Annotated in this window: 12 protein-coding genes; 9 read left to right on the top strand and 3 right to left on the bottom strand. The window is 36.3% G+C overall.

Annotated features, from left to right (window positions below; translation table 11 throughout):
- The 9 genes from ABEB31_RS02740 (at position 1) to ku (ending at position 10,246) form a co-directional block, all read left to right on the top strand.
- The gene (locus ABEB31_RS02740; RefSeq protein WP_347049808.1) at positions 1-1,353 is read left to right on the top strand and encodes an HlyD family secretion protein; all 1,353 of its coding nucleotides are present in this window, start codon (positions 1-3) and stop codon (positions 1,351-1,353) included.
- Position 1,354: 1 nt separating this feature from the next.
- Positions 1,355-2,752, top strand: coding sequence for a TolC family protein (locus ABEB31_RS02735; RefSeq protein WP_347049807.1), 1,398 nt, complete (start codon positions 1,355-1,357; stop codon positions 2,750-2,752).
- A 147-nt stretch (positions 2,753-2,899) separates the two neighbouring features.
- Positions 2,900-4,021, top strand: coding sequence for an N-acetylglucosamine-6-phosphate deacetylase (nagA, locus tag ABEB31_RS02730; protein ID WP_347049806.1), 1,122 nt, complete (start codon positions 2,900-2,902; stop codon positions 4,019-4,021).
- A gap of 152 nt (positions 4,022-4,173) precedes the next feature.
- The gene (locus ABEB31_RS02725; protein ID WP_347049805.1) at positions 4,174-5,388 is read left to right on the top strand and encodes a hypothetical protein; all 1,215 of its coding nucleotides are present in this window, start codon (positions 4,174-4,176) and stop codon (positions 5,386-5,388) included.
- Positions 5,379-6,407 (top strand): NHL repeat-containing protein, encoded by a 1,029-nt coding sequence (locus ABEB31_RS02720; RefSeq protein WP_347049804.1) that lies wholly within the window; start codon positions 5,379-5,381, stop codon positions 6,405-6,407. The genes ABEB31_RS02725 and ABEB31_RS02720 overlap by 10 nt, the downstream gene beginning before the upstream one ends.
- Before the next feature lie 351 nt (positions 6,408-6,758).
- Positions 6,759-7,790 (top strand): methionine ABC transporter ATP-binding protein MetN, encoded by a 1,032-nt coding sequence (metN, locus tag ABEB31_RS02715; RefSeq protein ID WP_347049803.1) that lies wholly within the window; start codon positions 6,759-6,761, stop codon positions 7,788-7,790.
- Positions 7,783-8,436 (top strand): methionine ABC transporter permease MetI, encoded by a 654-nt coding sequence (gene metI / locus ABEB31_RS02710; protein ID WP_347049802.1) that lies wholly within the window; start codon positions 7,783-7,785, stop codon positions 8,434-8,436. The genes metN and metI overlap by 8 nt, the downstream gene beginning before the upstream one ends.
- A gap of 48 nt (positions 8,437-8,484) precedes the next feature.
- Positions 8,485-9,297: a methionine ABC transporter substrate-binding lipoprotein MetQ gene (gene metQ, locus ABEB31_RS02705; RefSeq protein WP_347049801.1), complete on the top strand. Its 813-nt coding sequence runs from the start codon at positions 8,485-8,487 to the stop codon at positions 9,295-9,297.
- A 169-nt stretch (positions 9,298-9,466) separates the two neighbouring features.
- The gene (gene ku / locus ABEB31_RS02700; RefSeq protein WP_347049800.1) at positions 9,467-10,246 is read left to right on the top strand and encodes a non-homologous end joining protein Ku; all 780 of its coding nucleotides are present in this window, start codon (positions 9,467-9,469) and stop codon (positions 10,244-10,246) included.
- Here the strand turns inward: ku and ligD are convergent.
- From ligD to ABEB31_RS02685, 3 genes are all read right to left on the bottom strand, one after another.
- Positions 10,243-12,846, bottom strand: coding sequence for a DNA ligase D (gene ligD / locus ABEB31_RS02695; RefSeq protein ID WP_347049799.1), 2,604 nt, complete (start codon positions 12,844-12,846; stop codon positions 10,243-10,245). The two genes, ku and ligD, sit on opposite strands and share 4 nt — an antisense overlap.
- Before the next feature lie 11 nt (positions 12,847-12,857).
- Positions 12,858-13,313, bottom strand: a complete 456-nt coding sequence (locus tag ABEB31_RS02690) for a hypothetical protein (RefSeq protein WP_347049798.1) — start codon at positions 13,311-13,313, stop codon at positions 12,858-12,860.
- Between the two features lie 89 nt (positions 13,314-13,402).
- A complete protein-coding gene (locus ABEB31_RS02685) occupies positions 13,403-14,899 on the bottom strand; it encodes an aminotransferase-like domain-containing protein (protein ID WP_347049797.1) in 1,497 nt (498 codons plus the stop codon).
- Between the last annotated feature and the right edge of the window lie 36 nt (positions 14,900-14,935).

Genomic DNA, 14,935 nt, shown 5'->3' with positions numbered 1-14,935 from the left:
ATGCTCAATATATCTAAAGATAACAATATACTTATAACGCCGGGCAAATACAAATCGATTACAAGTGTCGCCCGCAGACCGCACTACAGAATATTAAATAAAGTCATCATTGGGTTTTTAATTTTTCTGATTTGCTGTTTATTTCTTCCATGGACACAAAATATTTCGGGAAGCGGTTCTGTTACGACTTTAAAACCAGACCAAAGACCTCAGACGGTACACAATACAATTGCCGGTAGAATCGAAAAATGGTTTGTTAAAGAAGGAGATTTTGTAAAAAAAGGAGATACTATTCTTTTTATTTCAGAAATTAAAGAAGATTACCTGGATCCGAATCTTGTTGGAAATACCAAACAACAAGTCGATGCCAAAAAAATGGCGGTAGAATCCTACGGAGATAAGGTAAATTCGCTTGACGTGCAGGCACAATCGCTTACGACCGAACGACAACTAAAGCTGCAGCAGGCACAAAACAAAATTCGTCAGTCACAATTGAAAATTAAAAGTGACAGTATGGATCTTGTCGCTGTAAGAACACAGCTCCGAATTGCAAAAACACAATTTGACCGTTCGACTGCCTTAAACAAGGAAGGCCTTAAACCATTAACAGATGTTGAGCAGAAAAGACTGAAGCTTCAGGAGGCCGAAGCGTATATTATTACGCAGGAAAATAAGTTATTGAGCAGCAGGAATGAGCTGATAAATGCGAAAGTAGAAATCAACAGGATTACGGCTGAATATGCAGAAAAAATTTCAAAATCAAGAAGTGATAAGTTTACGGCTTTAAGTACCCAATACGATACAGAAGCCCAGGTAAATAAACTTCAGAATCAATATACAAATTACCGACTGAGAAATGGTTTGTATTACATTACGGCTCCGCAAAGCGGTTATGTAAACCGTGCTTTGCTTGCTGGTTTGGGAGAAACAATTAAAGAGGGAACTCCGGTAGTGAGTATTATGCCGCAAAGTTATGATATTGCGGTAGAAACGTATGTGGAACCAATTGATTTACCGTTGGTGCACAGAGGAGCAAAAGTCCGTGTCTGGTTCGATGGATGGCCAAGAATCGTATTTTCGGGATGGCCGGGATTGTCTTACGGAACTTACGGTGGTAAAGTGGTTGCGATAGAAAATTTTATCAGTCCAAACGGAAAATACAGAATTCTTGTTGCTCCTGACGGAAAAGATCATAACTGGCCCAAAGAACTTAGTATAGGAGCAGGGGCTCAAAGTATTGCACTTCTTGAAACAGTTTCTGTGGGGTATGAAATTTGGCGAAATCTAAATGGTTTTCCTCCTAATTATTATAATTCGGGCGAAAAAGAAGAAAAAGGAAAGGAGAAAAAATAAAATGAGAAATCTTGTAAAATTGTTTTCTTTCTTAATCCTGTTTTGTTTTTCTTCCATGCAAAGTCAAAATTTTAATCAGGAAGAGCTAACATTTGAAGAGTTTTTAGGATACGTAAAAAAGTACCATCCGCTTGTTAAACAGGCCAATCTTGAAGTAAGCAGCGCTCAGGCAAGATTAATGACAGCGCGTGGTGGTTTTGATCCGAAAATTGAAGTCGATTACAGTAAGAAAGAATTTAAAGGAACAGAATATTATTCGTTATTAAACAGCAGTTTCAAAATTCCGACCTGGTACGGAATTGAAGTAAAAGCCGGTTTTGACGATACCGACGGCGAATATTACAATCCGCAAAATCGTACTCCCGAAGCGGGTTTAACTTCACTGGGCGTGAGTGTAGCCTTAGGTCAGGGAATGTTTATCAACCAGCGAATGGCAGATGTGCGTGAAGGAAAATTGCAGGTAAAACTAAGCGATGCCGAGCGTAGATTACGGGCCATTGCCATTCTGGCCAAAGCAAGCGAAGCTTATTTTGAATGGAGAAAAAGTTATAACGAAGCCGAATTGTATAAAAATTACCTGGGATTTGCGAGTGCCAGGTTCGAAGGCGTGAGAAAGTTAATTGAAGCGGGAGATTCTCCGGCAATCGATAGCGTTGAAGCAAAAATAACAGTGCGAAACCGCGAATTAAATTTCGAAAACGGAAACCTGAAATTGGCAAAAGCGCGATTAAATCTGGCTAATTATTTATGGATTGAAAATGTACCGGTTGAATTGGGAGAGATGGTAAAACCAGAAACCAATTTAATTCAGACTATAGAACAAACATTGCGTACAGATGCCATGATGGTCGATGTACAATCGCTGGATTCGCATCCGAAAATTCAGTCTTTAGAAACTAAAATGTCTATTTTAGAAGTTAACAGGCAATTAAAAGCCAATTCGCTTCTTCCGAAAGTAAATGTGGGTTACAATTATATATCTGAGCCTCAGTATTGGAATTCATTTAATGCTGATGACTATAAATTTAATGTCGATTTTAGTTTTCCCATTTTCCTAAGAAAAGAGCGCGGAAGTTTAAAAATGGCTAAAATTAAAATTCAGGACCTTCAATTTGATATTGGGCAGCAAAGACTTGAACTTAAAAATAAAATAAAAGCACAGCAAACCGAAATTGCTTCTTTAAGAAGACAAAAGAAAGTAATCGACGATCTGGTAAAGGATTATAGTACAATGCTAAACTCAGAAGAAAAATTATTTTCATTTGGAGAAAGTTCGATTTTCTTAATTAATTCAAGAGAAAATAATCTGGTCAGTGCCAAGTTGTCTCAGATAAGTTTAGAAAACCAATTTTATCTCTCCAATGCCGAATTGTATAAAATCCTGGCCAATCCGGATTAAACATAAATGCAATTAGTAAAAAGATTGCACTATATTAATTTTCAGATTTAATTTTAAAAAAGCTTCAGAAAAATATCTGAAGCTTTTTTTATTTCCCATTAATTAAAAGTTCTTTTTAAATTTGAAAGAAAAAGAACAAAGAGAATCATGAAACAAGCAATTGTTAATGCTGTTGTGCATACTGGTGAAGAGATAATTGAAAACGGAGTTGTAATTGTAGAAAACGGCACCATTATTTCGGTACAAAAAGAAATTCCAACCGATATCAAACAAATTGATTTGGGCGGAAAACATATTTCAGCAGGATTTATCGATATCCAGATTAATGGTGGAGAAAAGTACTATTTCAGTCAGACTCCTAGTGAAGAAACCATTCAGGATATCTATGATGCCAGTATGAAGTACGGCACAACACACGTTTTACCCTGCCTGATTTCTTCTTCAAAAGAAACTATTTTACAAGGTATCGAAGCGGTTCGTCACTATATGAAAAAATATAATAATGGTGTTTTCGGAATGCATCTGGAAGGACCATTTTTAAATCCGTTAAGGAGAGGCGCACACAGTATCGATCAGGTTAGAAAACCTACAAACGCAGAACTTGAAGAAATAATCAGGCACGGAAAAGAAGTTATAAAAGTGATTACAATAGCTCCGGAATGTTTTACAGAAGAGCAATTGAACATGCTGATTGAAAGCGGTATTACGATTTCGATTGGACATTCGACCATTACACATAAAGAAGCACAATTTTATTTAGCTAAAGGAATAAATCTGGTTACCCATTTGTTTAATGCTATGACACAATTTGGACATCGTGAACCAGGCTTGGTCGGTGCTGTTTTTGAGAATGAAACAGTTTATGCACCGGTAATTCTGGATGGAGTTCATTGTGATTACGCTGCGGCAAAAGTGGCTTATAAATTAAAACAGGAAAAATTCTTTCTGATAAGCGATGCAACGTTTCTAGGGAGAAAAGTAGCGACTTTTAAATGGGATAATTTTGATGCTCATTTGGAAAATGGTTTCTACAGAAATGAAGACGGCAATCTGGCAGGCGCAACCATATCCATGACAGAAGCAGTGCAAAATGCTTACAATCATCTGAATGTTTCGCTTGATGAAGCAATAAAAATGGCAACTACAAGAGTAGCTTCTGCTGTTGGCATGCAGCATAAAATCGGAAAAATAAAATCGGGGTTTCCGGCCAGTTTTGTAAAATTTGATTCTGATTTATCTTGCATTGAAACACTCAATGATGTAGGATAACCCGTTTTTTATAACATTAAAATATATTTATATCTTAAAAAACTTATTATAAATATAATTAATGTTCTTATTTTTCTTTCAACGTGCTTGTTTATGTTAAGAGTATTGATAGTTTTGCAGGATAATTTAACCCCAAAACCTACTTACTCAAAATGAAAAAAAACATTCACTTATTTGTACTTGCTATTGTATCAGGTGTCATTTTTAGCTGCAGTGACGATGCCGAGTCGTACCAGCCGAATTATCTGCCAAGCATAGACGCTACAGCTTTACCTGCAGAAAATCATCCCATGACAATGTTTGAAGATACGGAAGATCCTGCCAGAATGTACGACAAAACAGATCGCTGGTTTAGAGTAAACGAACCGCTTCAGATTATTCAGAAAGGAAAAGATTCTGTACAGGTTTCTCTGTATTCACCGGTTGGACTTTCAGATGTAAAAGTGTATGCCAAATTGCCTAATTATGATAAACGATTTTTGATTTATGAATTTTCGAAAATACCGGCTTTTCATCGTTCGTTTCATAAACTTCCAATGACAGATAAGAAAAACGATTATTTGCTGGAATCGGGCAACACCTTAACAATTGATAAAATCGAAGGTTTCTCTTCCGGAGTGATTGAATTTTCTGTTGAATCGGCCGATCCTTTATTTCAAAAATTCAAAAAAATAAAATCTTCACATTTAGTTCAGTTTCATGATGGTTATCACATTAATGAATTAGGGAAATATTTACCAATGAATCCTGCGTTGGCAAAGGAAGCAATTGCAATGATTATCAATTACTCGTATGCATTGAGTCATCCGTTGTATTACAGCACCTTTACCAATTTTGATAAATACAAACAAGAGCAGGCAGCAACAGCAGGAACAGCGATAAATGGTGCGTTAAACTGGCACGGAAATACGGAAGATGCCGACGGAGTTTACGATTACATAAGCAAAGACGAAATCGAAAAAATATACTGGAATTATCTGGATAAACGTACCCTGTACATGGCAATGGTGGGCGGAGATTCTGCCTGGGGTGGAGGCACACTGGCGTCACAATGGGAATCTGGTTATGTAACCGGCCACTGGGTAGGAGAGATGTCGGTTTGGTCACACGAATATTCGCATCACATTGGTTTTAGCCACAGCAGTAATTTGGCAAACAGCGGTGAAGGAGGAGGACAGCAGGAAATGCTGACAAATTTTTATAAGTATCTGATTTACTTAAATGATCTTCCTTTTACAGATCCGGAGGTTTTAAAAACATATACAAAAACCGCATATCTGAAAGGAACCTATAAAAAACCAGTATTTACAATTAATCCGAAAAATCCATTTTTGCTGAAGTATAAAGGCGAAGGAAAATGGAACTAACATATAAATTAAACATGAAACATATTTTGCCCCTGATTCTTGCGCTTTGTTTATTTACAAATTGCAGTAAAGACGATATTGAGTCTAAAGAGTATACTTATTACTATCCTACAGATGAAGCTTATATCGCTGCAGAAAATATTCCCGGAAGTACAGAAGGATTTGACCCGAAAGGAATCGCCATTGCAAACGAAAAATTGTACGTCATTAATGGAAATGTTCTGGAAGTATTTAACGCTTTGACATTAGCCCATATTAAAACCATTAAAGAATATACAAAAGGCACAACAACAATTCCGCTTGCAAGCTTAACTTCAGTTGCTGTAGACAACGGACGTATCTATGTCGGAAGTACAGAATCCAGATTATTTGTTTTTGATGAAAGTACAAATGCCGGAATCAGTACGGTTGGAAACGGGCAGTGGTGGCAGACTTTCGTACACGTTTTTGGCGTTGTTGTCAGAGACGGTTTGATATTCGTAAAAGAAAAAAACACATCGATAAAAGTGTTTGAAACTTCTCAGATTACCGAAACAAGCAACTGGAATCTCGAACCAATTGCCAAATTAAATACTTTAAACGGTGGCACAGAAGTTTATTCTATGGATGTAATTAACGGAAAATTAGTTATAGCCGGAAGAGATGCCAAAAGTTATTTGTACTATAATATTGCCAACATAAAAGCAAATGCCGCAAATTCGCTGACGACTCCAATCGAACCGGAAAAAATACCATTGGTAGATGTAAAACCAATTGCAGTTTCTTTTAGTAAAGACTGGGCAGTAACATCAGAAAATGTGGGAAGTGCTTCTTATCTGAGACTGTATCCAAAAGAAGAATTTAGTAAAATGAATTATAAAGCGGTTTTAAACGCTTCGGATATTCTGGGACAAAACAAATTTGGAACTATCGTAGGAACTGCACAACTCGACGATAAAATTTTTCTTTCTGATAATACGAATAAAAGAATCAGGGTTATCAAGCTCAATAAATCTGTTATGGCAGAGCAGAACAATTAATAAATTTTATTTTAATACTTTAAAAGACAGCTACTATAGCTGTCTTTTTTGTTAGATAAGTTTTGTGTTTTTTTTAGAAGCAGAAGTAATCGTTATAGTAGTCTATTAATCTGATAGGGAAATAAAAGTTTTGTTGATTTATGCATTGAAATTGAAAATAACTGCTTAAATTTGCAACCGCAATGAGAAATTACGGCCTGAATATGAAGAATTATTATAATTGCAGTACATCAATGTGCTGTGATACTGTAATGAGATGCATTGAACGGGCTTCGATATAAACAATGTTATATATTTCAAAGAGCCTTTCCTGAATTGTTGAAAGGCTTTTTTGTTTTTAAACCTTTAAGAATGATTGAATTAAAAAATGTAACCAAAACTTTTCATCAGAAAGACAGAATAGTTGCTGCCTTGTCTGATGTCTCGCTGCGAGTTCCGCCCGGGAAAATTTTTGGTGTAATCGGAACTTCAGGTGCCGGAAAAAGTACGTTGATTCGTTGTGTCAATTTATTGGAAAGACCAACATCCGGCGAAATTATAGTAGACGGAAAAGCACTGATGCAATTATCAAATGCAGAACTGGCAATTGAAAGAAGACAGATCGGAATGATTTTTCAGCATTTTAATCTGCTTTCTTCCAGAACTGTATTTGAAAATGTTGCCTTTCCTTTGGAACTGGCCGGAACTTCAAAAAACGAAATCAAAACCCGCGTTTCAGAATTATTGCAGTTAGTGGGACTGGGAGAAAAAGCAAACGATTATCCGGCGAGTCTTTCAGGCGGACAAAAACAAAGAGTTGCGATTGCCAGGACTTTAGCCAATAATCCCAAGGTTTTATTGTGCGACGAAGCCACAAGCGCACTGGATCCTGCCACTACAAGATCGATCTTAAATTTACTAAAAGACATTAACAAACGCTTAAATATTACCGTTTTACTGATTACGCATCAGATGGAAGTAGTCAAATCGATTTGTGATGAGGTTGCGGTAATCAGCCACGGAAAATTAATTGAGCAGGGAAGTGTGGGCGAAATTTTCGCAGATCCAAAACACGAACTGACAAAAGAATTTATTTCTTCTTCGCTTCATATTGATGTTCCGTCGGTTTATCAGGAAAAGTTACAGACAGAAGACAACGGAAATCTGAATCCGTTATTGAAACTCGAAATGACAGGGAAATCGGTAAACGAACCTGTTATTTCTGAAGTGTCCAGACTTTTTGATACCGATTTTAAAATCGTTAGTGCACAGATGGATCAGGCAGGAGAAGTTAATTTCGGAGTGATGCTGATTGAACTTTCAGGGAAACGCGAAAATTATGCTGCGGCGATTCAATATTTCAATTCAAAACATATTAAAACAGAAATTATAGGCTATGTCTGACTCTCTTATAGATTTATTGTTAAAAGGAACGTGGGAAACCATTGTAATGACTTTTGTTTCGGGTCTCTTTGGTTTTTTAATCGGACTTCCAACAGGGATTTTACTTTTCCTGACCCGTAAAAACCAAATTTTAGAGCAAAAGGTTTTAAACAGCACATTATCTGTGGTAGTCAATATTTTTCGTTCTATTCCATTCATTATTCTTATAGTGTGGATGATTCCGTTTACCCGTGCAATTGTTGGGACATCGATTGGTGTAAGTGCTGCTCTGGTTCCGTTAAGTATTGGTGCAGCACCCTTTATCGCCCGTTTGGTTGAAAATAGTTTGCTGGGACTTCCTTCAGGATTAATAGAAGCGGCAAGGGCTTTGGGTGCAACCCCTTTTCAGATTGTTTATAAAGTATTACTTCCGGAAGCTTTGCCTTCGTTAATAAATGCGGCTTCAATTACCTTAATTACCCTTGTGGGATATTCTGCAATGGGTGGAGCTGTTGGTGCAGGCGGACTTGGACAAGTGGGATACCAATACGGATATATCGGATACGATGCCGTAACAATGAATTCCGTCCTGGCATTACTGGTTTTACTGGTATTTGCAATTCAGTTTGCCGGAGATGCCTTATCCAAAAGATTTGATCACAGATAATTAGTCAATTAGATAATTGGAAAATATAAATGCAAAATAAATAATATTATGAAATTAAATATTTTAAAAACTACCGGAATTATAGTGTTGTCACTTGTTTTAGCAAATTGCGGAAACGATAAAAAAAATGATCCCCATTTTATAAAAGTGGGAGTTGCTTCGGGACCGGAATTAAAGGTGGCGGAAGCAGCAAAAAAAGTAGCGAAAGAAAAATTTGGTCTGGAAGTAGAATTAGTTTCCTTCAACGATTATGTGATTCCAAATGAAGCTCTAAGTCAGGGGGATATTGATGCCAATGCTTTTCAGCACAAACCATACATGGACGAACAGTCTAAACAGCGTGGTTATAAATTGGCAATTATCGGGAAAACATTTGTTTATCCGATTGCGGCATACTCCAAAAAGATAAAAAACCTTTCAGAATTGAAAAATGAAAGCACCATTATCATTCCAAATGATCCAACAAACGGTGGACGTTCTTTGTTGCTTCTGCAAAAAAATGGTTTGCTGAAATTAAAAGAAGGTGTTGGTTTGCTGCCAAAAGTAACAGATATTATAAGCAATCCAAAAAACTTAAAAATTCTGGAATTAGAGGCACCTCAATTGCCACGTGCATTAGACGACGAAAATGTTTCTATCGCCATTATAAACAATACATTTGCTTCACAGGCAGGTTTGGTTCCGGCAAAAGACGCTTTGTTTGTTGAAGATAAAGATTCTCCGTACGTTAATTTAGTAGTAAGCCGTGAAGACAATAAAAATGAAGAAAAAGTTAAACAGTTTTTAAAGGCATTTCAATCTCCGGAGGTCGAAAAAGTTGCGAATGAGCAATTTAAAGGCGGCGCTGTTAAGGGATGGTGAAAAATTTCTGATATGTGAAATGCAAAATGTGAGATCTATTTTTTAAGCATCACATTTTTGTTTTTTTTGCCATTCATAAAAAGCAGAATTTTATAAAACTATCTTTTGATTTTGTAAGACTTATGTTTTTAGTTGGCTTAATTTAGAAGTCAATTTTAAAACAAATGTCATGAGATCAATTTGGACAGGTTCAGTAAGTTTCGGATTAATTAATATTCCTATAAAGATGTTTTCTGCAGTTCAGGAAAGCACGCTTGATATGGATATGCTTGATCCAAAAGATCATGCTCACATTAAATTCAAACGTGTGAACGAGGATACCGGCAAAGAAGTAGAATTTGGAAAGATTGTAAAAGGCTACAAACTGGAAGACAAGTATGTAATTCTGGACGATTCTGATTTTGAAGCTGCCGATGCTGTAAAAACCAAAACAATTGATATTGAAAGTTTTGCTTTTGAAAAAGAAATTCAGAGCATCTATTATGAACAGCCGTATTATCTGGAACCCGATAAAGGTGCTATGAATGCCTACGGATTGCTTCGTGATGCATTGCAGGCCTCCGGAAAAGTGGGCGTAACACGTTTTGTTATGCGAAACAAGGAAAGCCTGGCAATTTTAAAACCATATAAAAACGTTATAGTTCTAAACCGAATTCGCTTTGAACAGGAAATTCGTTCAACCGAGGAATTAAAATTGCCGCCCATGTCCAAAAAATCTACCAAAGAAATGGACATGGCCGAAAAACTGATCGATCAGCTAACCGAAAAGTTTGATATATCTGGTTTTAAAGATGAGTATACCGCTAAACTTTTAGATATTATTAAAAAGAAAGCCAAAGGAAAACTCAAAAAAGCTGCTCCAAAACTTGAGGTGGTACACAAACAAAGCGACGATTTAATGTCAATGCTGAAAGCCAGTTTAGAAACGAAAAAGAAAAAGTCTTCTTAGACTTTTTTTATTTCTTCCAGTTTCTCAATAATCTTTTTAATGTCGGCTCCTTTAGATAAAACCGGCTGCCACAAATCTCCTTTTTTCTCAAAACGTTTCATTGCATTTTTGATATTAAACTGAGACGGATGCAGTTTTTTGTTAACCTCACTCCATTCCAGTGGTGTCGAAACTGTTGCGCCCGGTTTTGGTCTTGCCGAATAAGGAGCAGCCAAAGTTTGTCCGCGTCGGTTTTGCAGAAAATCGATGTACAATTTATTGTTTCTTTTTTTGATGCTTCTTTCTACAGAAGTAATAACAGGAATTCTCGAATGCACTTCATTAGCAATCAATTCCCCTAAAATTTTAATCGAGTCATAATCGTATTTACCGCCAAGCGGAATGTAGATATGCAAACCCGAAGCACCGGAAGTCTTGCAAAGACATTCTGTTTCCAATTCGTCCAAAACCTCTTTTACAACCAAAGCGGTTTCAATTACCGGACTAAAATCGTCTGTTGAGGGATCCAGATCGATAACCAGCCAATCCGGATTTTCGATATTTTTTATTGTGGAGTTCCACGGATTCATTTCGATACAGCCTAAATTAGCCATGTACAATAACGTCTCCTTATCGTTGCAAATAAGATAATCTATTTCGGCATCATTCGATTCTGAGTATACTTTTTCAGTTTTAAGCCAGGTCGGAATTTTATCTACATCAACATCTTTCTGATAAAAACTCGGACCGGCTATTCCGTTAGGAAAGCGGTTCATCGATTCAGGACGGTCTTTTAAATACGGTAAAATCAAAGAAGAAACTTCGTTATAATATTGCACGATTTCGCCTTTTGTAATTCCGTCTTTTGGAAAATATATTTTATTTTGATTAGTAAGATGCAAAACTGTTTTTCCAACCTTCAAATCGTAATCATTTTCGGTTTTACCCTTTTTTTTAGTTTCTTTAGAATCTTCCATTTCTTCTGTTTTTGATTGTATATTTGATTGTGTATTGGATTGTGAATCTGATGACTTTGTGTTTTTATCTTTTTTAAAAGATAAAGAAACTTCAGTTGCCTTTTTATCAATTCTAATTCCGAGATAAACAGGATGTCTCAAATGTTGATCCTGAGTCCATTCTGAAAATTTCACCTGACAAACCACTTTAGGTTTCACCCATTGAATAGTATCGCGCAACGGAATTTTTTCGTCAAGCGGAGACTGATCTGTAAAGTGAGGTTCCAGTTCGTTGTATAATTCTTTTAAAACCGCTTCGGTAAAACCCGTACCACATTTTCCAATATATTGAAGCCTTTTGCCGTCATATTGCCCGAGCAGAATTGCCCCAAAATACTTTCTTGAGTTCTTAGGTTCTGTAACTCCGATAATTATAGCTTCTTCTTCATTTGCGGTTTTTATTTTTAGCCAGTTATTGCTTCTTCTGTTAATGGTATAGGTACTGTCTGCTTTCTTAGCGATAATACCTTCACTTTTGTTTTTAGCAGCTTCTTCAAACCGTTTGATTCCGTCGCCGATTGTATGTTCGGAGTAAATTACATTGGTAAACGGATATTTATTAAACAGAATTTTAAGCAGTTCCTTTCTTTCCAAAAGAGATAATTCTGTAATTAGGTTTCCGTCGAGATTTAATAAATCAAAAACATAATATTTCAGATTTCCAATTCCGGTTTTCATGTAATTTTGAAGCAATTGAAAGTTTGCTTTTCCTTCCTCATTTTCCACGACAACTTCACCGTCCAGAACAACTGTATGGTCTATTTTTTTAAGATCTTCTGCAATGGTTTTGTAATTGGTATTAAAAGAAATCTCGTTTCTGCTAAACAATTCCACCTCATTCGGATTTATAACGGCAACAGTCCGGTAGCCATCATATTTATTTTCAAAAATCCATTGATCATCATCAAAAGGTTTTTCTTTTACCGTTGCCAGCATTGGTTTTAAAAATTCCGCTTTTTCAGTTTTTGGGCTGGATTTTTTTTTTGCTGTTTTTTTTGCAGCAGGTTTTTCTTCCGCTTTAAGCGAAACTTTTTTAGCTTTTTCTTCCAGTTGGTCAAGGCTTCTTTTGGAAATAACCGATTTATCTTTTGCTAAAATATCTTCAGTAGAAGCATATTTATCATCTTTCTTCATTAAAAGCCAGGCATTTTCCTGTTTTCCGTGAAGTTTAATCAGAGAAAATTCGCCTTTTAATTTTTTCCCTTTCAGGATAAAACTCAGACGTCCTTTTGCAAGGTCGCTTAATAATTGCTTTTCATCAGAATCTGTCTTTTCATCAGAAGTATACGTTCCGTGATCCCAGACAATAACATTTCCTGCGCCGTAATTTCCTTCCGGAATAGTGCCCTCAAAATCTTTATAACTGTACGGATGATCTTCAACCATCATTGCAAGGCGCTTCACTTCCGGATCTAACGACGGACCTTTTGGCACTGCCCAGCTCTTTAGAACACCATCCATTTCTAATCTAAAGTCATAATGCAGGTGTGATGCGGCATGTTTTTGCACCACGAAAATCAATTCGCTTGCCGATTTTGCAACTTTTCCTTTGGGTTCTTTGGTTTGTTTAAAATCTCTTTTCTGATTGTATTTGGATAATGACATAACGTACTGTATTAAAAAGTTGAAAGGCTTATAGCATAGACTGCAGTTGCAACAATACCAAAAATGACATGTGCAAAAAACAACTGGATGTAATAGCCTTTAAAATCAATTTGCGGCTGATGATGGGTTATTTTAAATAAGAAAAACCATCCTATAATTCCGATGATCCCACTTATGGCCCCAAAAATTACGGCAATCAATGGTGAAATGGGTAAAATATGGTTTGACCATAGTAAATGATAACCAATAACAAATAGAAGTCCTATAAAATAATGAATCAGCCAGGCCCAAATTTGTTTTGACTTTTCTGAAAGGTTGATTTTTAATTTTTCTAAAACAAAAGTCAGCAAAACGGGTTCCTTGTACAACTCGCGAAACGTATTGGACATTACATAGCTAAAAAACGTCATCGCTGTTGTAGCCGCAATTGTAACTATTATTAATTGTATAGTAGTATATAAAATCATAGCTTTTCTGAATTAACTATGGTAAAGTTACTTTCAGTGATACTTTTTTATTTATACTATTAAAACCTGTAATTATATAATTATCAGTATTAAAGGGATTTATGGGCTACGATTTTAATACAATCCTCTAATATAGAAACTGCTTTTTCCATTTCTTCATTTTCGAGGTGGCCAAATCCTAAACGGGTGGCGGTGAGATTTTTGGTTTGGTATAAAATTGTTTTAGGAAGAAACAAACCCTTGCCGGCACATTCTTTTTGTAATTGTATGAGATTAAAATGATCCAGCCATTCTACCCAAATCGCTAAACCTCTTGGCGGCACTTTAAATTTAATTCTGTCCTTTAATTTTTCGTTAAGGAGTAAAACGAAATGATCGCGACGTTCTTTGTAGAGTTTTTTATTTTTTTTTGAAAGTCGGTGCACTTCGCCTTCCGTAATCCATTCTGTTAAAACCTGTTCTTTTATAACATCGATTCGGGGTTCCAGAATATTTTGATGTTTTTCGAGTTCCTCTATAAATTCCGCAGGAGCGGCAACAAAACCATAACTAAATCCGGAAGGCAAAGATTTACCGAAAGAGCCGATATACACCACTTTTTCATGGGAATCAAAAGCTGCTAAAGGTAAAACGGGATTGTTATCGTAATGAAAATCAAAATCATAGTCGTCCTCCAAAATTACAAATCCGTATTGATTGGCTAATTCAAGAACTTCGATTCTCTTTTTAGCGCTAAGCGAAATTGTGGTTGGATAATGGTAATTGGAAGTCAGGTACAGGATTCTGATTTTTGTGGTTTCGCAAATTTCTTTTAGTTTTTTAGTGTCAATTCCGTCATCGTTTACCGGAATAGAAATAATTTGTGCCCCCGTATTGGTTAATGTCATATTAGACATATAATATCCTGGAGAAGCAACGACAACTGTATCGCCTGGTGCAATGAGCACTTTGGTAACCAGATACAAAGCAATTTCGTGACTGCTTGCCGTAAGAAGATTGGATGTCGCAATACGTATGCCGCGGGTAAGATTTAAATAATTGGAAAAATGAGTTTTAAAATTCGAATGTGACCGCTGTTCTATTTGTTCGTATGTTTTAGAAGTTTTTCTTCTTTTTAATTTGGAAACATAAATTCGGGCAAGGACATCGGTCTGAACGAGTCGTAAATCGGGCATTCCGTCATTAAACTGAAAAGGAAGATTACTGATTTCGGTCGGATTTTCGAGAATTGTGGAAGTTTGAAACGAAAAACCAACCGTTGTACCAAATGGCTGCTGATTTTTTGACACTGAAAATTCGGCCTTGCTTTTTTGCTTCTGCTGCGATAAAATAAAAGTTCCGCGGTTTGGAATAGTTTCAATCCAACCCTGCGATTCTAAATCCTGAAAGGCTTTAATAAGTGTATTTCTGTTGACCGACAATATTTTACATAAGATTCTGGAACCGGGAAGTTTAGTTCCTTCGGGCAGAAATCCGGTCTGAATGGCTTTGATAAATTCAAATACAATCTGAAGATAGATTGCGGTGCTTTCTTCTGGTTTAAGGTGAATAAAGCTTTTAAAAGGAATTTCAACCGGACTATTCATAATTACAAAACTGGTATACTTGATTAGTACGGCAAG

This window comes from Flavobacterium olei, assembly GCF_039749035.1.
GTDB classification, from domain to species: domain Bacteria; phylum Bacteroidota; class Bacteroidia; order Flavobacteriales; family Flavobacteriaceae; genus Flavobacterium; species Flavobacterium olei.
Note: the sequence above shows the minus strand (reverse complement) of the source record. Positions and strands in the feature narration are given on the sequence as shown.